The following is a 22,402-nucleotide window of genomic DNA, read 5'->3' on the forward strand; positions in this document are numbered from 1 at the left end:
ACTGATCTCCGGTTTTCAGATTTCTTGGATATGCCCATATGGCGTCCCCGAGACGCCCGGTCAGCCATATTTTTTCTTCCAGTCAGCCTTGGCAGCCGCATATCCTTCGTCTGCTTCGGCAGCCATCCAGCGCTTGTAGAAGATCGCAGCGCTTTTCGCCTTCTCAGGATCTCCGGCCGCGATCGAGCTCGTGATGTTCCGCTCCAGCATATTTGCGCCCGCCTTTGTAGCTCGCCTAACACCGCGCACGGGTGAAGCCCATCTGCAGAAACTTGCGAGCCATATCGGCGCCGACGAATTCGCCCGCGTCGACTCAGGGCTGAAATTTGGCCGTTATCGTTTTGCTACATGACTCCGCCTCATCAGCCGTCCTGAAGCACCACAGGCCAACCACCTCGTCCTTGGTAAGGCCGGCAGATAAGAACACCCTGTCCGCCGCGACCGACGCGATAGCGATCGGGATGGGCCCGATAATCGACGTCCGGCCGCAAAGGATATGAGATTTTGTCAAAGTTCAGATTGGACGGCTTGCGAGACATCCGATGTGAAGCCTGCCGAACAATCCGGCTTCCAGCGAGGTCGGCTATTTCCGGCTGTCCATCTCGCCATGGAGCGACACGGCACAAGCGGCCTGCATCTCCGTCGGGCCTCGTCACGAGTTTGATGTCCCAAGTTGTCCCATAAGCGCGCGCAATCCGGGCTGAGGCGCAAGGCAGAAAGCTCGAAAAGCGTCAAGGAACCAGGCAAGGATCGCCCGGGGAACAATGAGGTTAACGGATATATCCTCGAACATCCGCATTGGAACGGTCAACATCGCCGGCAGACGAGCATCCGTAAAGGGCTGTCGGCTACTCTGTCGTGGGAACGAAAAAAGAAGAGAAGCAGAACTTTCGTGTGCGTTTTTTGCACACAACATCTCGTAACTAGCTGATTATATTGATGTATCTGCCCCATAACCCCGTTGGAACGACTAAGCAATTTGGAAAGAAGCGCGTAGCCAAACGTAACCGAATTTACGATTGTGCCGACGCAAACTGAAGGCCATTTAGCATATCACGCCGCTCACTGCACACGTGGTGCACACGAAATCTTCCGTCATCCCACCGGCCCGACCATCGATCTTCACAGGCGTTGCCTGCGGCTATCGGCGAACTGAATTTGCTCTCCGCTGGCCTGAGCAGTGCTATGCCTCAGCCCGAGGCCAGCCTGACCGGTTGGCTCTTCGGCTGCCGCGCTGAAAGCAGGGTCGCGAACTGGTCCACGGCCTGTGCGGCCCGCGCCAGGACCGTTGGATCCGAAAGCTTGCCGTCGGCAAAATCGCTGTCGCTGCCATAGACGGCGCTCGGCACCGTCAGCGCCGAATAGAAGCCGAACAGCGGGCGAAGCTGGTGTTCGACCACCAGCGCGTGGCGCTGGCCGCCGCCAGTCGCGCCGATCAAGACTGGGCGATCGACGAGTGCGAGCGGATCGATGAGGTCGAACAGATGCTTGAACAGACCAGCATAGGAACCATTATAGACCGGCGTGGTGACGATCAGCGCGTCGGCCTGCTCGATGGCCTCCACCACATCCAGCGCCTCCGGTGTCAATTCCTGCCGCGTGAATGCCGCACCCAGACCGCGGCCGGCATCGACGAGATCGAGAAAATTCACTGTGACCGACAGTTTTTCGCGCAGTGCCTCACCCAGATGATGCGCCAGCGTCCGTGATTTCGACGGCCTGTGGGTGTTGCCTGACAACACGACGATGTTCTGGCGCAGCCGTTCGACATGGAAATTCATGGGCTCTCTCATCTGTCGGAAGCAATTGGGACTCGAGCGGGGCCACCGGCCCCGCCATTTCCACGGCTGACCGTCAGGCAGCGCGCAGAGGCCGCGTCAGCGGGATGGGTGCTGCCGGCTCCGAACGCGGCACGCGGCCCTCGACCGGATGGCTCGGATCGTTGAACCCATGCGTCGAGGCATGGCCGGCGGTGACGAGGCTGTCGACAAAGGCTTCGTCCTCGGCGGTCAACCGGAAGTCCAGCGCCTTGGCATAACTGTCCCATTGCTCCTCGGTGCGCGGGCCGGCGATCGCCGCTGTGACCAGCCGGTTGTTGAGCACCCAGGCCAACGCGAAATCGGCGGCCGAGACGCCGCGCGACTTTGCGTGCGCCGCGATCTGCCTGGCGATCTCGATCGATTCCGGACGCCACTCGGTCTCGGCGATGCGCTTGTCGCCACGCCCGGCCCGCGTGTCGGCGGCCGGCGCCTGGTTGGGCTCGTATTTGCCGGTCAGCACGCCGCGCGCCAGCGGACTGTAGGAGACGACGCCAAGACCGTAATAGGCGGCCGCCGGCAGTTGCTCGGCCTCGGCGGTGCGGTTGACGATGTTGTAGAGCGGCTGGCTGGCCACCGGCCGGTCGATGCCGAGTTCATCGGCGAGATGCGCGACTTCGGCGATGCGCCAGCCACGGAAGTTCGACACGCCGAAATAGCGCAGCTTGCCCTGGCGGATCAGGTCGGCGATGGCCCGCACCGGCTCCTCCAGCGGCGCGTCGAAGACGGCGCGGTGGAAGTAGAACAAGTCGATATAGTCCGTTCCAAGGCGCCGCAGGCTGTTCTCGACGGTCTGGATCACCCATTTGCGTGAATGGCCGCCGAGATTGGGACCCTTGTCATGCGAGTTGACGAATTTGGTCGCCACGACCCAATGATCGCGCGTCGCCTTGATGCCGCGACCGACGACTTCCTCGGACTTGCCATTGTGGTAGACGTCGGCGGTGTCGATGAAATTGATGCCTTGCTCGCGCGCCTTGTCGATGATGCGGTGCGCGACCGTTTCCTCGGTCGGTCCGCCGAACATCATGGTGCCGAGGCTGAGCGGCGAAACCTTCAGGGCGCTGCGGCCGAGATAGCGGTAATCGGACATTTTTCTGCTCCGTTGAACTTTCAGTTGAGGGTTGGTTCGGCGTAGTGGCAGGCGACGTGGTGTCCCAGCGCGACCGCCCGGAATGCCGGCTCCTGTGAACGGCACAGATCCGTCGCCAGCGGGCAGCGCGTGTGAAAGCGGCAGCCACTGGGGATGTTCTGCGGGCTCGGCAGGTCGCCATGGATCGGTGCGGCCTGGCGGCGACGCGCCGGGTCCGGCACGGCGTCCATCAGCGCGCGCGTGTAGGGATGCTTCGGCGAGGTCCACAGCGTCGCATTGTCGGCGCTTTCGACGATGCGGCCGAGATACATGACCAGCACCCGGTCGGCGAAATAGCGGACCACCGAAAGGTCATGCGAGATGAACAGGTAGGACAGGCCGAGCTGCCGTTTCATGTCGACCAGCAGGTTGAGTATCTGCGCCTGGATCGAGAGGTCGAGCGCCGACACCGGCTCGTCGCAGACGACCAGTTCCGGGTTGAGGATCAGCGCTCGGGCAATGCCGATGCGCTGGCGCTGACCGCCGGAAAACTCATGCGGGTAGCGGCCAAGAGCATCGGCAGGCAGCCCGACACGCTGGACGATGTCCTCGACAATTTTGCGCCGCTCGGCCTTGCGGCCGATGCCATGGACTTTCAGCGGCGCAGTCAGGATATCGCCGATCGTATGGCGCGGGTTGAGCGACGCGAACGGGTCCTGAAAAATCATCTGGATGTTGCGGCGCGCCGCCTTCAGCCGGCGGGCATCGAGAGCGGTGATGTCAGTGCCGTTGAACTCTATCTTGCCACTGGTTGGATCGACCAACCGCATAATCGTCTTGCCGAGTGTCGACTTTCCGCAACCGCTTTCGCCAACGAGGCCGACCGTTTCGCCACGCCCGACCTCAAGGGAAACGCCGTCGACAGCGCGCAGCGCACCGCCCTGGGCGTGGAAATGCGTGGAGAGGTCAGAGACCGACAGCAACGCCATGCGCAACCTCCGGAATGAAGCTGTAGGGGCAGGCAACAAGGCGATCCTCGCTCACCTCGACGAGAGCGGGCACGAAATGGGCACAGCTGTCGCGCGCCACCGCGCAGCGCGGCCGGAACGGGCAGCCCTTCTCGCCCGCGGCCGAGACGATGCTGCCGGGAATCTCCGTCAGCCTGGCGTCGCGGTAGTGCAGATTGGTCTTCAGCCTTGGCGAAGCGGCCAGCAGGCCGCGCGTGTAGGGATGAAGTGGTGTTCTGAACAGCGCGCCCGGCAGTGCCTGTTCGACCTTGCGGCCGGCATACATGACGACGACCTTGTCGGCCCACTGCGCGACGACGCCGAGATCGTGGGTGATGAGCACGACAGCCATCGACAGTTCGCGGCGCAGAGTATCGAGGAGGTCGAGCACCTGCGCCTGGATGGTCACATCCAGCGCCGTCGTCGGTTCGTCGGCAATCAGCAGGCGCGGACGGCAGGCAACGGCAATGGCAATCATGACGCGCTGGCGCATGCCACCGGAAAGCTGGTGGGGATAGTCGTCGATGCGCCGCTGCGGATCGGGAATGCGCACCAGATTGAGAAGCTCGATGGCACGGTTCCGCGCTGCCTTGCCGCGTATGCCTTCGTGCAGCGTCAGTACCTCGGTGATCTGCCGGCCGATGGTCAGCACCGGGTTGAGCGACGTCATCGGCTCCTGGAAGATCATGGCGATCTCACGCCCGCGCAGGTTCCGCATCGCCTTCTGGTCGAGACCGAGCAGATCCCTGCCGGCGAACTCGATCCTGCCATTGGGGATCTTCGCCGAGCGCGGCAGAAGCTGCATCAGGGCAAGTGCTGTCAGCGATTTGCCGGAGCCCGATTCGCCGACGATCGCCAGCGTCTCGCCTTCGCCGACCTCGAAGCTCAGCCGGCTGACGGGCTCGGCGGTCGGGAAGCGCACCGTCAGATTGTCGACCCTGAGCAAGGGAGCGGCCATCGCTAGCGCTCCTGCGAGAAGCGCGGATTGAGCGCGTCGTTGAGGCCGTCGCCGATCAGGTTCAGCGCCAGCACGGTGAAGACGATCGCCAGTCCCGGCAGTGCTGTCAGATACCAGGCGGTGCGGATCAACTCCCTGCCCGCTCCGATCATCGAGCCCCAACTGACGACATTGGGATCGCCGAGACCCATGAAGGACAGCGCCGATTCCATCAGGATTGCGGTTGCCACCATCACCGACGAGGTCACGATCAAAGGCGGCAGCGCGTTGGGCAATATCTCCCGAAAGATGATGCGGGCATGGCCGTAGCCGAGGCTGCGGGCGGCCATGACGAAATCCTTTTCGCGGATGGCCCGGAATTCGGCACGCGTCAGCCGCGCCACCGTCGGCCAGGTGATGACGGCGATAGCAACCGTCACCACAGGCGCGGTCGGCTGCGCGATCGCCACCATGACGACCAGAAGCACGAAGCTCGGTATGGTCTGAAAGATCTCGATCAGGCGCACCAGCAGGTCGTCGATCCAGCCGCTGAAATAGCCGGCGGTGGCACCGACAAGAATGCCGAAGCTCAGGCCAAGCGCGGTCGCCACCAGGCCAACGAACAGCGAAATCCGCGCGCCATGCAGAATGCCGGAGAGCACGTCACGGCCCATGGAATCCGTGCCCAGCGGGAAGGCTGGATTCTGCCCCGGCCACAGGAAAGGTCGCGCCACCATCGACAGCGGATCGGCCGGATAGAGGACGGGCGCCAGCAGTGCGGCCAGCACGACCAGCGACAGGAATACCACGCCGAACATGGCGTTGGGATTGCGCAGGAAAATCTTCAGCGCCCGGCCGCCGGCCGCAATCGGTACCGACGCCGCAGAGGCGGAGCGCGCGTCGGGCGCATGAAGATTGCTCCAGCTCTTGGCCTCGGGTTCAGCCGGCACCGCAGGCTCGCGAGCCTCGGCATAGGCGCGGCGGGAGCGGGCGTCGCCCGCAGCGAAATCGGTGGAAGCCATCAGCGTACTCCGATGCGGGGATCGAGCCAGGCGTGCAGCAGATCGACCGTCGCATTGGCGACGATGACCAGCAGCGACGACAACAGCAGGATGCCGAGCAGGACCGTGAAATCGCGGCCCATGACCGCCTCGAAAGCGAGACGCCCGAGGCCGGGCCAGGAATAGACGGTCTCGACGACAACGGCGCCGCCGAGCATGCCGCCAACGTGCATGCCGGCCATTGTGGTGATGGGGATCAGCGCGTTGCGCAGGACGTGCCGGATGGTGATGACGGTCGGCGACAGGCCCTTGGCGGCGGCGGTGCGCACATAGTCCTGCGACTGGACTTCCAGCATCGCCGCTCGGGTCAGCCGCGCATAGATCGCCACGTAGAACAGCGCCAGCGACAGCGCCGGCAAGATCATGTAGCGCGCCTTGTCCCAAATGCCGGCAAGGCCGGTCAGATTGCTGCCGATGGTTCCCGAACCGCCGCTCGGCAGCCAGCCGAGCTTGACCGAGAACAGTACGATCAGCATCAACCCGATCCAGAAGCCCGGGATCGAATAGAACAGCAGCGAAACGACCGAAAGCAGACGATCCGGCAGGCGGCCGGAAAACACCGCCATCAACGATCCGAGGACGAGACCGAGTGCGATGGCGATGGTCAGCGCCACCGCCATCAGCAACAGCGTTCCCGGCAGCCGCTGGCCGATCAGGTCGGCGACCGGCATGCCGTAGCGCGGCGAAAAGCCGAGGCTGAAATGCGCCAGATTATAGAGATAGTTGAACAGCTGGACGAGCAGCGGATTGTCGAGCCCGAAGCGCTCACGCAGCGCCGCCATGGTCTCCACCGTGGCCGAACCGGCCTCGCCCGCCATCACATCGGCGGCATCGCCGGGCGCAAGCTGCAGCAGAAAGAAATTCAGGATCACGATGCCCAGAACGGTCGGCACCGCCTGGATCGCGGTGCGTCGAAACGTTCTGCCAATGCGCGTCAGGGTCGACATTTCTTCGCTATCCCGGCTGTGGCTGACGATGCGGGTTTGCTGTTTCCCGGAAAGTTCCGTGCTTTTTAGTTGACAAGATTTATAGACATTGTCAAACCTGATTTAAGAAATTTTGTTCTGCAAATGGCGATATTGCAGAATAGAATTTTATTTCATGCTACAAAAATAGCCGTTTGAAGTATGAAATCTTAAGTGTGGGAGCGGAGCGGCCAAATCTTTTCACAAACGGGCCGGCTCTTGGAACGACGGATTTTTTACCCAGTGGCCGACGACCGGCCGATCGATGCCTGCAGCAAAAAAGGACCACGGCGCCATGTCTCATTTCCTCGTTGCGAACCGCCGCAGGTTCCTCGGCATCTCGGCAGCAGCGCTCGGAGTGACGCTGCTGCCGGCATCGCGCCGGGCCTACGCTGCAGAGCCGAAACAAGGTGGAACGGCGACGCTGCTGCTCTCGGCCGAGCCGCCGGTGCTGACGACGATCGCCCACACGGCGTTCAATTCCGTCTACGTCTCGGCAAAGACCACCGAGGGCCTGCTGACCTACGATTTCGATCTCACGCCGCGCCCATCGCTGGCCAGGCAGTGGTCGGTCAGCGACGATGGCCTGCAATACACATTCAAGCTGCGCGAAGGCGTGAAGTGGCATGACGGCCAGCCATTCACCGCCGCCGACGTCGCCTACTCGGTCGCCACGATCAAGGATGTTCATCCGCGTGGTCGCAACACCTTCCTCAATCTTGTCGACATCCAGACTCCGGATCCGCTGACCGTGACGCTGGTTCTGTCGAAGCCGGCGCCTTACCTGATCACGGCGCTGGCCGCGGCCGAAACGCCGATCGTGCCTAAGCACCTCTATGACGGCACCAAGGCAGCCGAAAATCCGGTCAACGTCGCACCGGTCGGCACCGGCCCGTTCGTCTTCAAGGAATGGGTCCGCGGCAGCCACATCGTCTATGAACGCAATCCCGACTATTGGGACGCGCCGCGCCCCTATCTCGACCGGCTGATCGTGCGTTTCATTCCCGACGCTTCGGCGCGCGCGCTGGCGCTGGAGACCGGCGAGATCGATCTGGCGCCGGCAACGCCGATCCCCTACAGCGATTTGCAGCGCTTCGAAACGCTGCCGCATATCGGCTTCGAGAAGCAGGGCTATCAGTATTCCAACGGTGTCAGCCGGGTCGAGTTCAACCTGGAAAAACCCTATTTCCAGGATGTTCGGGTCCGCCGCGCCTTCGCCCATGTCATCGACCGCAACGTCATCCGCGATACGATCAACTATGGCTATGGCGAGACCATTCCCGGTCCGATCAACCCCAATCTGAAAAAATGGTTCGTCGCCGACCTGAAGACCTATCCGGTCGACATCGCCGCCGCCGAGAAACTGCTCGACGAAGCAGGCTTGCAACGCGGTGCCGACGGCACCCGCCTCAAGCTTGTCCACGACTATGTGCCGAGCGGCGAGACCTACAAGCGCGGCGCCGACTACATCAAGCAGGCACTGGCCGCGGTCGGGATCGAGGTCACCGTGCGCAGCCAGGATTTCGCCACCTACACCAAGCGCATCTACACCGACCGCGATTTCGACTTCACCTTCAACGGCATGAGCAATCTGTTCGATCCGACGGTCGGCGTGCAACGGCTCTACTGGTCGAAGAATTTCAAGCCGGGCGTGCCGTTCTCCAACGGGTCGAAATACAGCAATCCCAAGGTCGATGAGCTGCTTGAAGCGGCTGCCGTCGAGGTCGATCGCGAAAAGCGCTTCGAGCAATGGGCCGCGATCCAGCAGATCCTTGTCGAGGACCTGCCCGACATCGGCATCGTCAGCCAGCCGGAAATCACCCTCTACAACAGGCGCATCGCCGATCACACGGTGGGCGCCGAGGGCAATGCCGGCAGCCTCGCTTCAGCCCATATCGTCGCCTGATCCGCCGCGCCATGCGCGGTCTTTCGCGCATGGCTTCTCTTTCTCCTTCCCCGAGAGATCCCCCATGACGCTCGCCCACAAGCCTGGTTCCATCGTCGGCACGCCCTTCTTCAAGGCGCCGACCGACTATCCGGACAGCCCGCTGTCGAAAGCGCTTCTGCAGCCGGTGCTGCTCGGGCTGTTCCTGCCGATCCAGGCCGGCGGCTGGACCAACTCGACCCTGCCCCGCTCGACCGACTGGCGCTTCGACTACAACCGCGACCTGACGCTCAAGGCCGAAGAGCTTGGCTTCGACCTTGTCTTTGCGCTCAGCCAGTGGCTGCCCAAGGGCGGTTATGGCGGTGTCTTCAACGGCCAGGCACTGGACAGTTTTGTCTCCATCGCTGCCATGGCCGCGATCACCAAGAAGATCATGCTGATCTCGACCATGCACGTTCTCTACGGCCCGTGGCATCCGCTGCATCTGGCAAAATTCGGCGCCACGCTCGACCATATCTCCGGCGGCCGCTGGGGCATCAACGTGGTCACCGGGCATCGCGCCGTCGAACACGAAATGTTCGGCTGGAACCGCATCGAGCACGACCGCCGCTACGAACTCGCGGCCGAGTTCGTCGAAGTGCTGCAACGGCTGTGGCAGGACGACGAGAATTTCTCATTCTCCGGAGAATCGAGCTGGAAGCTCAATGGCGGCTTCGTCACGCCGAAGCCGAATTACGGCCGGCCGATCCTGGTCAATGCCACGGGCTCGGACGCCGGCATTTCCTTTGCCGGCCGCTATTCCGACATCGTCTTCGTCACCAGCCCGGCCGGCTCCGACATTGCCAGCGCGCTGGAGGCGTTGCCGGCGCATACCAAGAAGGTGAAGGACGCCGCCCTCGGTGTCGGCCGCACCGTGCGCACGCTGCTCAATCCGCTGGTCATCAGCCGTCCCACGGAGAAGGAAGCCTGGGCGGTCGCCGACCAGATCGTCGCCCACGCCGACAGCCGCACGCCGAAAGGGTTCCAGACCTTCAACAGCGACGCCCAGGCCTGGAAAGGTCGCGAAGGTCGCGACGATCCCTACGCCAAGGTCGGCGGCAACATCTACCTCATCGGCACACCCGAGCAGATCGTCGACCAGTTCGTCAAGCTCAAGGACGCCGGCATAGACGGCCTGCAGCTGTCCTTCTTCGACTTCAAGCCGGATCTCGAATTCTTCGGCGATAACATCCTGCCGCTGATGAAGCAGGCCGGCCTGCGCAACGCCTGAGGAGCAACCATGACCACCACTGCGATCTCCGAAATCTGGTACACACGCTGCCCGGTGCCGACGCCTGTCGGGCTCGCCGCACAGCTTGGGCTTTTGGACGAGACCTTCCGCAAGGACGGTATCGAACTGAAGTCGATCATCGACTCGTCCAACCGCGACATCCGCCAAAGCCATTTCAATCACACGCTCGACTGGTCGTTCCGCCATGGCGGCAACGTGCCACCGATCCGCGCGCGCTCCGAAGGGCGCAAGACGCGTCTCGTCGGCATCACCTGGACCGACGAATTCCAGGCGATCATCGCTTTGCCTGGCTCCGGCATCAAAACGACCAACGACCTGAAAGGCCGCCGCTTCGGCATCGCCCGGCGTCCCGAGGGCATCGTCGACTTCATGCGGGCGACGGCGCTCAAGGGGCTGGTCTCGGCTCTATCGCTTGAAGGCCTCACCCATGCTGATGTCGAGATCGTCGACATCAGCATGGCCGACAGCGTGCTCGACAGCCAGGAAGGCCCGTCGCTATTCGGCCTCAAGCGCAAGCAGGCCTATGGCGAAGAGGCCGCCGCGCTGATCCGTGGCGAGGTCGACGCCATCTATGTCAAAGGCACGGCCGGCATCAATGTCGCCAATCTGATCGGCGCCATCCAGGTCGCCGAATTCGGCTTTCACCCCGACCCGAACATCCGCATCAATTCCGGTTCGCCGCGCGTTTTGACCGTCGATGATTTGCTGGCCGAAGAGCGCCCCGACCTGGTCGCGCGCCTGATCGAAGCGATCCTGCGCGCCAGCGCCTGGGCCGAAGCGCATCCGGAAGAGACGCGCCGCTTTGTCGCCCGCGAATCCGGCGCCACCGAAGAACAGGTGCTGGCCGCCAACGGTCCGGATGTCCACAAACATCTCGGCCTCGGACTGCAGCCCGAACTCGTCGCGGCGGTTTCCCACTACAAGGATTTCCTGCGCGACTGGGGTTTTCTCGCCAGTGATTTCGACGTCGAGGCCTGGGTCGATCGCCGGCCGCTCGATCTGGTGAACATTCGCGCCGCCGCTTGAGAGGAAGCCAGCATATGACCTCGACGCTTCACGAGTTTCCGCAACTCCTCGACACGGTAGCAAGCCTTGCAGACGACTTCGCACCGACCGCCGCGCATCACGATGCGACCGGGGAATTTCCCTTCGCCAATTTCGACCGACTTCACCAGGCCGGGCTGCTTGGTCTCGTTACGGCGCGCGAGCATGGCGGCCTCGGCGGCGGACTGACCGAAGCCCAGGCGGTGATCGCCGAGATCGGCCGCGGCGAACCATCGACGGCGCTGGTGCTGGCCATGCATTACAACAGCCAGTATGCGCTGCGGAAATCCGGGAAATGGCCGCGCCATCTGGTTCAGCGCATTGTCGAAGCCGGCCGTCTCGGCCCCGCCCTGATCAATGCCGCGCAGGCCGAGCCGGGTATCGGCTCACCCGCCCATGGCAAGCCGCCGGAAACCATTGCCCGGCGCGACGGCAATGTCTGGCGGATATCCGGCCACAAGAACTACGTCACCGGCATTCCTATTCTGAAATGGGTGAATTTGCTGGCGCTGACCGACGAGCCGCAGCCGCGCCTCGCTTCGTTCCTGGTGCCTACCGACGCACCGGGATTGCGTGTCGAAAAAACATGGAACGCCGCCGGCATGCGGGCCACCGCCAGCGACGATATCATTCTGGATAATGTTGCTATTCCTGCCGAAGACATTACCGAGGCACAGCCGGCGTCCGAACCGCTGAGGCGCGAAGAAGGGTCGACAGCGTTCTTCTTTTCACTGATCGGCGCCGTCTATCATGGTGCGGCTCGCGCTGCCCGCGACCGACTGGTCTCCTTCGTCACCACGCATGCGCCGGCGAGCCTCGGCGCGCCGCTGTCGACCGTGCCGCACATCCAGGCGGGGCTGGGCGATATCGAGGTCCGGCTTGCAACCAGCACGCGGCTGCTGCGTTCGCTCGCCGACGACGTCGATGCCGGCCGGCCGGTCGGCACCGACGGCATGACGGTCAGGCATGTCGTCGTCGACAATGCCGTCGCCGTCACCTCGCTGGCGCTGGAGCTTGCTGGCAATCCCGGCCTTAACAGAGACTTCCAGCTCGAGCGTCACCACCGCGATACGCTGACCGCGCGCTCGCACGCGCCGCAGAACCACATGATCCGCGCGATCGCCGCCAAGGCGGCGCTCAGCCGCCACGCTGCCGGCCAAGTGGCCGAGCCGCCGGCTGTTACCGCCGTCAGACCCAGGTTCGCGGCGGTCGGATGAGCGACGCCATGGCATCCGAACATGTCGACGTCGCCATCATCGGGGGAGGCCCCGGTGGTCTGACACTGGCGCAGGGCCTGAAGAAGAACGGCATCAGTGTCGCGGTCTTCGAGAAGGATCGCGCCCGCACCGATTATGTCCAGGGTTTCCGCCTGCGCATCCGTCAGCGCGGCATCGACTCGCTGATCGCCAATCTGCCGCCGGAACTCTATGAGGCTTTTGTCGCCACGCTCGGCCAGGCGCCGGATCGCAACATCCTGCTCGACGAGAATTTCGAGACCCTGGGCGAAGATGCATGGGGCGGCGGCAATGCGCAGGGCGAGGTTGACGACACGCATATCGAAAAGTCGGTGAGCCGCATCACGCTGCGCCAGGTGCTGCTCTCCGGCCTCGACCGCATCGTGCGCTACGGCAAGGTCTTTTCACGCTACGAGGAGCAGCCGGACGGTTCGGTAACGGTGCATTTCGAAGACGGCTCGACGATCCATGCCGATGTGCTGGTCGGTGCCGACGGCGCCCGCTCGCGCGTTCGCCAGCAGTTGGTGCCGCATGCGGGGAGCTTCGACACCGGTGTCAGGCGCCTGGCCGGCAAGATGACGCTGCATGCGGCAGCCCTTCACCAGATCTCGCCGCTGCTGCTCGACTACAATGCCAGCATCAGGCCGTCAGAAGGTCATGGGCTGATGGTCACCAGCCACCGCGTCAATGTCGAGGCATTTCGCAAGCATGGACTGATCGGGCTGGACGACGACACCCACAAGGACATTGCCGGTTTCCATTTCAACAACACCACCAGCTATGTCTGGTGGAACACCGCATACGAGAAGGACGAGCTGGCCACGGATGACATGCTGGCAAAGCTCTCCGGTGCCGACCTGCTCGACCTGCTGATGTCGAAGATCGGCCACTGGCATCCGGAGATCCTCAACCTCATTCGCTACACCGATCCGTCGACAGTGGCGCTGCTACATGTCCACAGCTCCGAGCCTGTCGAGCCATGGCCGACGAAACGGGTGACGCTGCTTGGCGACGCCATCCACGCCATGACCTATTTCCGCGCGCTCGGCGGCAACACCGCGATCTACGACGCCGGCTTGCTGGTGTCCGAACTCGTGGCCGCCAAACGCGGCGACAAGCCGCTTCTCCAGGCACTGTCGCACTACGAGGCCAGGATGCTGGAGCACGGCGCCAAAGCCGTGCGTTCTTCGCTGACGGCGATGCAGAAGAACGTGCTCTCGGGCCGCCGCCGTCAACAGGAAGCCGCCGAATAGCGGCCCCGAGAAATCACCTGACAGTGCTCCTGCCCTACGCCGCTTCCACCAGGCTGGCCGACTGGAAGTCGTGCAGAGGATGGCGATCTCGAAGCCGCGCCGCTGCAGCCAGTGCGCCGTCGTCGCCGCGCGGACGCCAAGCAGATCGTCGATCAGCACGATGCGGGCGCCGCGCACGGCGATGGTGCGGTAGGCGACGCCGAGCAACTGCCCGCCCTCCGACGCGATCGACCCGGCAATGTGCGCTTCGGCGAATTCCTCCGGTGTGCGCACGTCAAGCAGGTAGGTCGTCCGCTTGTCGTCCTTCGCCCAGGCCGCGGCCGTCGTCGGATCGACGTGCGGAAAACTGTCGCCTTCGGCAAGTCTTGCGATGTGCTCCCCGGCGAAGCGCTTCGCTTCCTCGCTGGCCGGACCATAGGCGGCGGTCCTCCCGGTTTCGAGCGCAAGACCGGCTTCGCGCCATGCCTTGGTGCCGTCGTGCAGATAGGCAACCCGGTTGGGCACGCCGGCGTCGATCAGCGTCTGCGCGCCGATAATGGCGCGCGGCAGGCCGGCGCAGGAGACGATCACCTGCGTCTCCGACGATGGCACCAGGTCGGCGAAGCGCAGCACCAGTTCGGCGCCCGGCACGCTGATGGCGCCCGGCACATGGTCCTTGTCGAACTCCGCCACCGTTCGACTATCGAGGATCACCACGTCGGCGCCCTGGCCTTTGAGCGCTTCAAGTTCGTCTACGGTGATGACCGGCGTTCCCTTCTCGTCGCGGATCGCCAACGAAAAATCGACGCCCGGCGTGTCGAAGGTCGGCAAGCCGTCCAAGCCGCCTTTCGTCCATTCCGGAATTCCACCGGCCAGTGCGAAGAGCTGGCTGCGTCCGCGCCCGGTCAGTCGTTCGACAAGTCGCTCGGCAACGCCGCTGCCGTCATCGGCCAGCACGGTGCGAACTGATTTGCGCGGGATGAAGCGGTCGATCTCCGCCTCGACTTGAGCCGCGGGCAGATTGGTGGCGAACAGCGGCGAGGCGTATCCGACAGTCGCGCTGTCGCGGATGTCCAGCACCGCCAATTCCTCGCCATCCGCCAGCCATTGGCGAAACGTCTTCGAATCGATCGTCCTGTCGCTCATGATGCTTTCCTCTCCTGGTGTTCGGCGGCGCCACGGACCGGACGCGCAAGGCCGAGATTCTCGCGCAACGTCCTGCCTTCGTAAGCGGTCCGGAACAGTCCGCGCCGCTGCAGCTCCGGGATGATGAGGTCGACGAAATCGGTGAGGCCCGTCGGCAGGATCGGTGGCATGACGTTGAAGCCGTCGGCCGCCCCGCCGGCAAACCACTCCTCCATCATGTCGGCCACATCCTTTGGCGTGCCGACGATCTGGAAATGGCCACGCGCGCCGGCAACGGCGAGATACAATTGCCGGATGGTCAGGTTCCGGCTCGCGGCCAATTCGGAAACGACTTTCAGGCGGCTCTTCACCGAATCGGAACTGCCGAGTTCCGGCAACGGCCCGTCGAGCGGATAGCCGGAAAGATCGACGCCACCGAGCAGTCCGGAGACCAGCGCGACGCCGACCACTGGATCGACGAGGCGCTGGATGGCGTCAAACTTGTCCTCGGCCTCCGTGCGTGTCGGCGCGACGACCGGAAAGACACCGGGCATGATCTTCAAGGAATCGGTAGAGCGGCCAAAGGAGCCCAGCCGGCCCTTCAGCTCGCTGTAAAAACCGCGCGCCGATTCGATGGTCGGATGGGCCGTGAAAACCACCTCCGCCGTGCGCGCCGCCAGGTGCTGGCCGGCATCGGAAGAACCGGCCTGGACGATGACGGGATGGCCCTGCGGCGGGCGGGCGACGTTGAGTGGCCCCTTGACGCGGAAATGCCGGCCGACATGGTTCGGGGCATGGATGGCGTGCCGGTCGATGGCGATCCCCGAAGCCTTGTCGGCGACGAAGGCATCGTCGTCCCAGCTGTCCCACAGCTTCTGCGCCACGGCGACGAACTCTTCGGCGCGGTCGTAGCGATCGGCATGAACGGGGTGCTGGTCGCGGCTGAAATTCGCCGCCGCCGGCGCATCGGCCGAGGTGACGACATTCCAGCCTGTCCTGCCGCCGCTCAGATGGTCAATCGAAGCAAACAGCCGCGCCAGATGGAAAGGTTCCCAATAGGTGGTTGACGCTGTCGCGACGAGCCCGATCCTTTGCGTGATGGTCGACAGTGCCGACAACAGCGTCAGCGGCTCGAAATGCACGACATGGCCGGTGCGTTCGAAAGTCTCGATCGGCTGCTCGCCATTGCGCGCGCTGAGGCTGTCGGCAAGGAAGACCATGTCGAAGAGACCGCGCTCGGCGGTGCGCGCGGCGTCCGCATAGTGCTGAAAACTCAGTCCCGGATTGGCCGGCACATCGGGATGGCGCCAGGCGGCGACATGATGGCCGGGTCCGCGGATGAAGGCTCCAAGCCTTATCTTTCGATCTTCAGTCATCAGCGGCTCTCGGGCTGGTCGCAAAGGGCTTTCCTATCTAGCGCCTGCCAAACGCGCTGAGCGAAAGAATGCCTTTCGCCAGTTGGCAATTATTGTTTTTTGACATCGGGTTACGGGGAAGCACGATGGTCGCCGCCGAGGCGATGGGCTAGAGCCACGCACCGTCGGCGTCGCAAAGGTCCCTGATGCTTCATACCCCCTCCTCCCCGTCGTCAATCATCCCTCCGCGCTCGATCATCATTGTCGGCGGTGGCTTTGCCGGCGCCCTTACCGCGATCAAATTGCTTGACCGTTCGACCGAGCCGCTGGCGATCACCATCATCGAACGCCGGGCCCAGCTTGGTCGTGGCGTTGCCTACGGCACCGCCGATCCGCAACACCTCGTCAACGGCGCGGCGCGCATCTTCTCGCTGCATCCGGAGGACCCCGATCACCTCGTTCGCTGGCTCGAGGCGAATGGGCCGGAGCACGGCTGGACGCCGCCCGAGGATGTCCCGGACTCCAGCCCGCCGCGTTGGCTTTTCGGCAGTTATGTCCAGTCGGAACTGACCAGGGCTGTCAGGGAAGCAGATCCGCGTTCCTCGCTGCGCCACATCATGGCATCCGCCGTCGATATGCTGACCGGTCCGTCCGGAGTCTGCGTCGGCACCAGCGACGGCCAGCAATTGCTGGCGGATGAGGCCGTGCTGGCTACAGGGGTTTTTCAGAGCGAGCCAGCGGCGGCAGAAGCACCCGTCATCAGCGATCCCCGCTATGTCGCAAATCCCTGGGATTCGGCGGCGCTGGACCGGCTCGCCGGCAGCAAGGAACTGCTGCTGATCGGCTCCAGCCTGAGCATGGTCGATGTCGTCGCCAGCATGGAGGCACGCGGCTTCGAGGGCAGCTATCGCGTCGTGTCGCGGCGGGGACAGATTGTCGAGCCACGGCGCAACACCGAGGTTTGGCGCGACTTCCTCGCCGACCGGCCATTGCCGAAAACCGCCAGGGCGCTGCTCGCTTTGGTCAAGGCCGAACGTCGGGCGATCGCGGCCGCCGGGCTGGACTGGCAAGGGTTGCCGCTGACGATCCGACCGTGGATCCTGGCCTTGTGGAAAGGCGCCACCGACAAGGAGCGCCTGAAGTTCGCACGCCATCTGCGCGCCTTCTGGGACGTCACCGCGCATCGAGCGGCGCCGCCGAGCTTTGAGCGCGTTGCGTTGGCGCGAAGGCAAGGCCGCTGGATGGGCGGAGCCGGACGGGTGCTGGCACTGCATCCGGAAGCCGGCGGCATTGTCGCCGAGATCCGCTGGCGCGATAGCGGCGCGGTCGAACGGCTGCGTTTCGACGGTGTCGTCAACTGCCGCGGCCATCAGGAACATGATTGGCGGCAGATCGCCGATCCGTTTGTCCAGGGCCTGCTCGAGAACGGCATCGTCAGGCCGCACGCAACCGGCTTCGGCATAGATGCCACGCATGACGGCCGGGTGATTTCCGGTGACGGCAGGACGCATGGGAATCTGTTCGCCATCGGCCATCCACTGCGCGGCGTCGCCTGGGAGTCGAGTTCCATCAGCGAACAGCTGGCGCAAGCCATCGCCCTTGCCGGCCTTCTGGTCGGGGCCAGCCCAAGGCTGCGTGCTCAGGCCTGACCGTTCTGCACCTCAAGACAACAGAAACGAAAAGGGCCGCGTCGAGACACAGCCCTTTTTCTTCTTGATCGCCCGAGATTCAGGCGTTCGGATCGATATAGGCGTCGGCGAAATTGGCCGACAGACCTTCGGCGCCGGGCGCGTAGTTCTTGACGGTTTTGCGGGCAATGATGATGGTCGGCGGCGCGATCAGATTGATGATCGGCAACTCGTCGGCGATGATCTCCTGGAACCTGAAGAACAGCTGCTTGCGCTTGGCCTCATCAAGCTCCACGGAAGCAGCCTCCAGCAGCCGGTCGACCTCCGGGTTTTCATAGTGTGCGCCGTTGGAGAACGGCAGGCCGATCTTGATGTTCTTCGACCAGTACAGCCGCTGCGCGCCGGCGCTGGGGTCAAAGATGTTGCCGCAGGATTCCGTCGACAGGTCCCAGGTGCGGTCGGTGTAGATGGTTTTGACATAGGTGCCGAAGTCGAATTTCTGGATCTCGGCGTCAATGCCGATCTTGGCCAGCGCCTGTTTGAGGAAGTCGGCATAGCCCCATGGGTTGTAGGGGTTGTTGGTGAGCCTGAGCTTGAAGCGGATACCGTCCGCTCCGCGCTTGAAGCCGGCCTCGTCGAGGAGCTTTTCCGACAGCGCCGTATCGACGGTCGCGGCCTTCACGTCGGGATCGAAATACTTCTTGTTGACGACGCTGATCGGTGTCGGCGACACTTGGCCATAGCCGTAGAACACAATGGCATTGATCGCATCGAGATCGATCGCGTGCGCGATTGCCTGACGGACCTTCTTCTCCTTCAGGATCGGGTTTTCCAGGTTGATGATCAGCTGGTGCAGCGGGCCGCTATAGGCAAAGACCGTGCTGTCGACGACGAATTGCGGCAGTGCCTTGAACCGCTCCAGATCGGCAAACGCCACCGGGTTCGGCCCGATGTCGACTTCACCCGTCTCGAGTGCCGCGGCGCGCGCGCCAGGATCGGTGATGAAGCGGAAGATGATCCGGTCGAGATAGGGTTTGGGCGCATCCCAATAGGTCGGATTCTTTTCAACGATGATGTGGCTGCCCTTCACCCATTCCTTGAGAACGAACGGTCCACTGCCGATGATCTGCTCGAAGGACGGATCGTCCGCCGGCTTCAGCTTCTCGTAGATGTGCTTGGGCACGACAGGCGATTCCGTCGCGGCCAGGCCCGAGATCAGCGCGGCGGACGGTTTCGACAGTTTGATCTTCACCACATGCGGATCCGACGTGTCGATGTCGGTGACGTTCTGGAAGGTGATGCGTCCGCGCGGATGAGCTTCGCGCAGCCGCGAGATCGAAAAGGCCACGTCCTGCGATGTCAAATCATGGCCGTCGCTGAATTTCACCCCCTGACGCAGCTTGAAGACATATTCGAGCCCGTCATCGCTGATCGACCATTCGGTGGCCAGTTGCGGCCTTGGATTGAGGTCGTAGTCGTAGGCGAGCAGGCCATCAAAAATCTTCGGGCCGATGGTGGCCGGTCCACCGGCGCTGGTGTTGATGGAAACGATCTGGTTGGGCTCGGGATAGTAGACGAAGTTAAGCGTGCCGCCGGCCACCGGCTTTGCGTCGTCCGCGAAGGCTCCGTTGGGAAGTGCGGCGCTCGCGCCGGCCAGCAGCATGAATTGATTGAACAGGCGTCGGTTGATGGTCATGGTCGGTACTCCGCGTTTGCGCGATTTGTCTTTCATGGGCAAAAAGTCGGGACCGACGGTTTCACGCGCCGATCCCTGCCAGGGCGATCCGAGCGCCTATGCGTTTGGCGCGAGCCAGATCTGCGCGAAGCTGTTGTTGATGCCTTGGGCGCCGGGCGCGAAATCCCGGACCTTCTTGTTGGCGACGATCTGTGCGCCGGCGGCGACGAGATCGACCGACACCACGTCGTCATGGATGATGTGCTGGAATTTGTACCAGAGCTCGCGCCGCTTGGTCTCGTCGGGCTCTATTGCCGCGGCTTCAAGGATCTGGTCGACCTCTGGGTTCGCATAGTGACTGGCGTTGGAGAAGACGAGGCCGATCTTGAAGTTCTTCGACCAATAGGCGCGCTGGACGCCGAGCGTCGGATCGAAGGTGTTCGACAGCGATTCGACAACCAGGTCCCAGGCGCGGTCGGTGTAGACGGTCTTCAGGAATGTCGACAGATCGAGCTTCAGTATCTCGGCATCGATGCCGACCACTGCCAGCGACTGCTTGATGAAATCGGCATAGGACGCGGGCAGGAACGCGTTGTAGGCGAGCCGGAGCTTGAAGCGCGTGCCGTCGGCGCCGCGCGGATAGCCGGCGTCGTCGAGCAGTTTCTCCGCCAGTTTGGGGTCGGGCTCGCGCGCCTTGATGCTGGGATCGTACCATTTGGGCAGCGCCGTGCTGATCGGGCTTGGCGACACCTGCGCATAGCCATAGAGCGCGATGTCGACCAGTTTCTGTAGGTCGATCGCGTGGGCGATGGCCAGGCGCACATCGCGCTTGGTCAGGATTTCGTTCTCGTAGTTGAAGAACAATTGCTGCTGCGGGCCGGAATAGGCGTAGGTGTTGGTGTCGACGACCAAAGCGGGATTGGCCTTCAGCCGCTCGATATCGGCCAGCGGCACGGGATTGGCGCCGATATCGATCTCGCCGGTTTCAAGAGCCGCCGAGCGTGCGGCCGGGTCGAGAATGACATGCAGCACGACACGGTCGAGATAGGGCCTTGGCGCATCCCAATAGTTCGGATTGCGATCGAAGATCAGATGGCTGCCGGGCACCCATTCCTTGAGAACGAAGGGGCCGGTGCCGATCGTCTGTTCCAGCTTGGGCTGTTCCGCCGGCTTGAACGTTTCGTAGACATGCTTTGGCACGATCGGCGATTCCGAACTGCTCAGTGCCGTGATCAGATAGGGCGCCGGCTTCGCCAGCACGATGATGGCGGTGTGCGGATCGGGCGTCTCGACCGCCGTCACGTTCTGATAGGTGATACGGCCGCGCGGATGCGCTTCCTTCAGCCGAAAGATGGTGAAGGCAACATCTTCCGAGGTGAAGTCCTTGCCGTCGTGCCATTTGACGCCCTGGCGCAGCTTGAAGGTGTAGCGCAGGCCGTCATCGCTGATCGACCATTCCGTCGCCAGCAGCGGTTTCGGGCTGAGATCATAGTCGAAATCCAGCAAGCCCTCATTGACCTTGGGACCAATCGCCTGGCCGGTGCCTGACGAGGTGTTGATGGCGATCAGCGATGTCGGGTCGGGATAGTATGCCCAATTGAGCGTGCCGCCCTGAACGGGCGTGCCTTCGGCGGCAAATGAAAGACCGGGCAAAGCGAAGCTCGCACCGCCGAGCAGCAAGAGCTGGTTGAAATGACGACGATTGACAGACATGGTCATGGCTCCGGAAAACGGATTGCATCCGGCGGCCGAACGCATTCCGGCGCCTCGACGCAATGATCCCTGCGGCGCCTCAAAACCGGAAGAATGATTTTCTATCGTCTGCCGAAAGCGTCGCTTCGCACGACCATTTCATTCCAGAGCCTGACCGAGGATGGATGCAGCTGGCCGGCACCCAAATCGATGCGCCGATCTTATTTCTACAAGAATAGTAGACATTGAGATTTTTTAGATTTCCGTTCCCGCTAGCGCGGCGCTGCGGCAAACGAAATTTTCCGCTGCGCGCTTTGGCGCAAAGCCCGCCCTCGTCGCGCCCGGTCCGAACGTGTTGAATGCGCCTCATGGTTGATCTCATTCGCGCAAAACCGAGGAAGCTGCGGCCGACGCTGGCGAGACTTCCGCCGCTGACCTCGCTTCGCGCTTTTGTCGCGACCGCTCGCCATTTGAGCTTTACGCGGGCGGCCGAAGAGCTCCATGTCACCCCTGCCGCGATCGGCCAGCAGATCCGCCTGCTCGAGGATCATCTCGGTCAGCCATTGTTCCACCGCAACCGCGGCGAACTTCTGCTGACGTCGGCCGGTCAGGTGTTGATGCCCGGTCTCACCGAGGCCTTCGACGTCGTTGTCGAGTCGGTCGCGCGGATTTCCGGCGACGAAGAGGATGCGCCGATCAAGGTGTCGGTCGCGCCCTCCTTCGCCAGCAAATGGCTGATCCCGCGCCTCGACGCACTGCGCGATGCGGTGCCCGGCCTCGAAGTGCTGGTCGACGCATCGACCAGGCTTGCCGACTTTGCCAGCGAAGACGTCGACTGTGTCATCCGCTACGGCTCGGGCGCCTATAGCGGTCTCGTCACGGAACGGCTGTTTTCAGAAGCGGTGCTGCCCGTCTGCAGCCCGGAATTTGCTCGCACGCACGGTCTCTATCGCGGGCCGGAGGGGTTGCGCGACGCACCGATCCTGCATGAGGACGGTCCGGAGCGCGATCCGAGCTGCCCGGACTGGAAGGGCTGGCTGAGATCCAACGGCCTGTCCGGCCGCCTTGTCGAGGGCGGTATACGGCTTAGCCAGTCGTCGCTGGTGCTCGACGCGGCTGTGGCCGGCAAGGGCATCGGTCTCGGCAAATTCCGGCTGGCCGAGCCTGACCTTGCCACGGGGCGTCTGGTCAGTACGTTCGGCTCGCCGCAGCCGGTCGAGTTTTCCTATTATTTTGCGACGACGCCACACAAGGCGAAGCTGGAGACCGTCGAGCGCTTTCATGGCTGGCTGAAAGCTGAGGCGCGCCAGCTCGGCGCTCTCGACTTCACGCCGCCGGCAGCGCTGCCTCGCATCGCCATCATCGCGGCGGAATAGCCTGC

At 63.2% G+C, this 22,402-nt stretch carries 18 protein-coding genes and 2 pseudogenes; 7 read left to right on the forward strand and 13 right to left on the reverse strand.

Features of this window, described 5'->3' with window-relative positions; translation table 11 throughout:
* Nucleotides 1-60: 60 nt before the first annotated feature.
* The 9 genes and pseudogenes from AB6802_RS13235 to AB6802_RS13275 all read right to left on the reverse strand — a co-directional run bounded on the left by AB6802_RS13235 (nt 61) and on the right by AB6802_RS13275 (nt 6,841).
* On the reverse strand, nt 61-210 hold the full coding sequence (locus AB6802_RS13235) for a hypothetical protein (protein ID WP_371010553.1): 150 nt from the start codon (nt 208-210) through the stop codon (nt 61-63).
* 25 nt (nt 211-235) lie between these two features.
* Nucleotides 236-304, reverse strand: a pseudogene (locus AB6802_RS13240) (DUF4385 family protein); the annotation flags it as partial.
* A 58-nt stretch (nt 305-362) separates the two neighbouring features.
* Nucleotides 363-539 (reverse strand): DUF4385 family protein, encoded by a 177-nt coding sequence (locus AB6802_RS13245; RefSeq protein ID WP_371010554.1) that lies wholly within the window; start codon nt 537-539, stop codon nt 363-365.
* Between the two features lie 651 nt (nt 540-1,190).
* Nucleotides 1,191-1,781 (reverse strand): FMN reductase, encoded by a 591-nt coding sequence (gene msuE, locus AB6802_RS13250; RefSeq protein ID WP_371010556.1) that lies wholly within the window; start codon nt 1,779-1,781, stop codon nt 1,191-1,193.
* A 73-nt stretch (nt 1,782-1,854) separates the two neighbouring features.
* Nucleotides 1,855-2,910, reverse strand: a complete 1,056-nt coding sequence (locus AB6802_RS13255) for an aldo/keto reductase (protein WP_371010557.1) — start codon at nt 2,908-2,910, stop codon at nt 1,855-1,857.
* A gap of 20 nt (nt 2,911-2,930) precedes the next feature.
* Nucleotides 2,931-3,878, reverse strand: a complete 948-nt coding sequence (locus tag AB6802_RS13260) for an ABC transporter ATP-binding protein (RefSeq protein ID WP_371010558.1) — start codon at nt 3,876-3,878, stop codon at nt 2,931-2,933.
* Nucleotides 3,856-4,854 (reverse strand): ABC transporter ATP-binding protein, encoded by a 999-nt coding sequence (locus AB6802_RS13265; RefSeq protein ID WP_371010559.1) that lies wholly within the window; start codon nt 4,852-4,854, stop codon nt 3,856-3,858. Before AB6802_RS13265 ends, AB6802_RS13260 begins: the two co-directional genes overlap by 23 nt.
* A gap of 2 nt (nt 4,855-4,856) precedes the next feature.
* Complete coding sequence (locus tag AB6802_RS13270) at nt 4,857-5,855, reverse strand: ABC transporter permease (RefSeq protein WP_371010560.1); 999 nt, start codon at nt 5,853-5,855, stop codon at nt 4,857-4,859.
* Nucleotides 5,855-6,841: an ABC transporter permease gene (locus AB6802_RS13275; RefSeq protein ID WP_371010561.1), complete on the reverse strand. Its 987-nt coding sequence runs from the start codon at nt 6,839-6,841 to the stop codon at nt 5,855-5,857. The genes AB6802_RS13270 and AB6802_RS13275 overlap by 1 nt, the downstream gene beginning before the upstream one ends.
* A 313-nt stretch (nt 6,842-7,154) precedes the next feature.
* Between AB6802_RS13275 and AB6802_RS13280 the strand changes: the two genes are divergently transcribed.
* From AB6802_RS13280 to AB6802_RS13300, 5 genes are all read left to right on the forward strand, one after another.
* A complete protein-coding gene (locus tag AB6802_RS13280; protein ID WP_371010562.1) occupies nt 7,155-8,765 on the forward strand; it encodes an ABC transporter substrate-binding protein in 1,611 nt (536 codons plus the stop codon).
* Nucleotides 8,766-8,829: 64 nt separating this feature from the next.
* Complete coding sequence (locus tag AB6802_RS13285) at nt 8,830-10,014, forward strand: LLM class flavin-dependent oxidoreductase (RefSeq protein WP_371010563.1); 1,185 nt, start codon at nt 8,830-8,832, stop codon at nt 10,012-10,014.
* A 9-nt stretch (nt 10,015-10,023) separates the two neighbouring features.
* Nucleotides 10,024-11,061 (forward strand): ABC transporter substrate-binding protein, encoded by a 1,038-nt coding sequence (locus AB6802_RS13290; protein WP_371010564.1) that lies wholly within the window; start codon nt 10,024-10,026, stop codon nt 11,059-11,061.
* Between the two features lie 14 nt (nt 11,062-11,075).
* Nucleotides 11,076-12,296 (forward strand): acyl-CoA dehydrogenase family protein, encoded by a 1,221-nt coding sequence (locus tag AB6802_RS13295; RefSeq protein WP_371010565.1) that lies wholly within the window; start codon nt 11,076-11,078, stop codon nt 12,294-12,296.
* A gap of 8 nt (nt 12,297-12,304) precedes the next feature.
* Nucleotides 12,305-13,567, forward strand: coding sequence for an FAD-dependent oxidoreductase (locus tag AB6802_RS13300; protein WP_371010566.1), 1,263 nt, complete (start codon nt 12,305-12,307; stop codon nt 13,565-13,567).
* A gap of 141 nt (nt 13,568-13,708) precedes the next feature.
* Here the strand turns inward: AB6802_RS13300 and AB6802_RS13305 are convergent.
* Together AB6802_RS13305 and AB6802_RS13310 are read right to left on the reverse strand one after the other, a co-directional pair.
* A pseudogene (locus tag AB6802_RS13305) lies at nt 13,709-14,692 on the reverse strand (rhodanese-like domain-containing protein); the annotation flags it as partial.
* Nucleotides 14,689-16,047: an LLM class flavin-dependent oxidoreductase gene (locus tag AB6802_RS13310; RefSeq protein ID WP_371010567.1), complete on the reverse strand. Its 1,359-nt coding sequence runs from the start codon at nt 16,045-16,047 to the stop codon at nt 14,689-14,691. The gene AB6802_RS13310 and the pseudogene AB6802_RS13305, both read right to left, overlap by 4 nt.
* A gap of 185 nt (nt 16,048-16,232) precedes the next feature.
* Here AB6802_RS13310 and AB6802_RS13315 point away from each other — a divergent pair, with 185 nt between their 5' ends.
* Nucleotides 16,233-17,675, forward strand: a complete 1,443-nt coding sequence (locus tag AB6802_RS13315; RefSeq protein ID WP_371010568.1) for an FAD/NAD(P)-binding protein — start codon at nt 16,233-16,235, stop codon at nt 17,673-17,675.
* A gap of 79 nt (nt 17,676-17,754) precedes the next feature.
* Here the strand turns inward: AB6802_RS13315 and AB6802_RS13320 are convergent, their stop codons facing one another.
* Nucleotides 17,755-19,350, reverse strand: a complete 1,596-nt coding sequence (locus tag AB6802_RS13320; protein ID WP_371010569.1) for an ABC transporter substrate-binding protein — start codon at nt 19,348-19,350, stop codon at nt 17,755-17,757.
* 96 nt (nt 19,351-19,446) lie between these two features.
* Nucleotides 19,447-21,042, reverse strand: coding sequence for an ABC transporter substrate-binding protein (locus AB6802_RS13325; RefSeq protein ID WP_371010570.1), 1,596 nt, complete (start codon nt 21,040-21,042; stop codon nt 19,447-19,449).
* 347 nt (nt 21,043-21,389) lie between these two features.
* Between AB6802_RS13325 and gcvA the strand changes: the two genes are divergently transcribed.
* Nucleotides 21,390-22,397: a transcriptional regulator GcvA gene (gene gcvA, locus AB6802_RS13330; protein ID WP_371010571.1), complete on the forward strand. Its 1,008-nt coding sequence runs from the start codon at nt 21,390-21,392 to the stop codon at nt 22,395-22,397.
* Nucleotides 22,398-22,402: the final 5 nt, after the last annotated feature.

It is taken from the genome of Mesorhizobium sp. RCC_202 (genome assembly GCF_041355295.1).
GTDB lineage: Bacteria > Pseudomonadota > Alphaproteobacteria > Rhizobiales > Rhizobiaceae > Mesorhizobium.

Excerpts from the sequence above, each read along its gene's own strand:
- AB6802_RS13235 (WP_371010553.1), bottom strand. The coding sequence starts at position 210 with ATGCTGGAGCGGAACATCACGAGCTCGATCGCGGCCGGAGATCCTGAG.
- AB6802_RS13245 (WP_371010554.1), bottom strand. The coding sequence starts at position 539 with ATGTCTCGCAAGCCGTCCAATCTGAACTTTGACAAAATCTCATATCCT.
- msuE (WP_371010556.1), bottom strand. The coding sequence starts at position 1,781 with ATGAATTTCCATGTCGAACGGCTGCGCCAGAACATCGTCGTGTTGTCA.
- AB6802_RS13255 (WP_371010557.1), bottom strand. The coding sequence starts at position 2,910 with ATGTCCGATTACCGCTATCTCGGCCGCAGCGCCCTGAAGGTTTCGCCG.
- AB6802_RS13260 (WP_371010558.1), bottom strand. The coding sequence starts at position 3,878 with ATGGCGTTGCTGTCGGTCTCTGACCTCTCCACGCATTTCCACGCCCAG.
- AB6802_RS13265 (WP_371010559.1), bottom strand. The coding sequence starts at position 4,854 with ATGGCCGCTCCCTTGCTCAGGGTCGACAATCTGACGGTGCGCTTCCCG.
- AB6802_RS13270 (WP_371010560.1), bottom strand. The coding sequence starts at position 5,855 with ATGGCTTCCACCGATTTCGCTGCGGGCGACGCCCGCTCCCGCCGCGCC.
- AB6802_RS13275 (WP_371010561.1), bottom strand. The coding sequence starts at position 6,841 with ATGTCGACCCTGACGCGCATTGGCAGAACGTTTCGACGCACCGCGATC.
- AB6802_RS13280 (WP_371010562.1), top strand. The coding sequence starts at position 7,155 with ATGTCTCATTTCCTCGTTGCGAACCGCCGCAGGTTCCTCGGCATCTCG.
- AB6802_RS13285 (WP_371010563.1), top strand. The coding sequence starts at position 8,830 with ATGACGCTCGCCCACAAGCCTGGTTCCATCGTCGGCACGCCCTTCTTC.
- AB6802_RS13290 (WP_371010564.1), top strand. The coding sequence starts at position 10,024 with ATGACCACCACTGCGATCTCCGAAATCTGGTACACACGCTGCCCGGTG.
- AB6802_RS13295 (WP_371010565.1), top strand. The coding sequence starts at position 11,076 with ATGACCTCGACGCTTCACGAGTTTCCGCAACTCCTCGACACGGTAGCA.
- AB6802_RS13300 (WP_371010566.1), top strand. The coding sequence starts at position 12,305 with ATGGCATCCGAACATGTCGACGTCGCCATCATCGGGGGAGGCCCCGGT.
- AB6802_RS13310 (WP_371010567.1), bottom strand. The coding sequence starts at position 16,047 with ATGACTGAAGATCGAAAGATAAGGCTTGGAGCCTTCATCCGCGGACCC.
- AB6802_RS13315 (WP_371010568.1), top strand. The coding sequence starts at position 16,233 with ATGCTTCATACCCCCTCCTCCCCGTCGTCAATCATCCCTCCGCGCTCG.
- AB6802_RS13320 (WP_371010569.1), bottom strand. The coding sequence starts at position 19,350 with ATGACCATCAACCGACGCCTGTTCAATCAATTCATGCTGCTGGCCGGC.
- AB6802_RS13325 (WP_371010570.1), bottom strand. The coding sequence starts at position 21,042 with ATGTCTGTCAATCGTCGTCATTTCAACCAGCTCTTGCTGCTCGGCGGT.
- gcvA (WP_371010571.1), top strand. The coding sequence starts at position 21,390 with ATGGTTGATCTCATTCGCGCAAAACCGAGGAAGCTGCGGCCGACGCTG.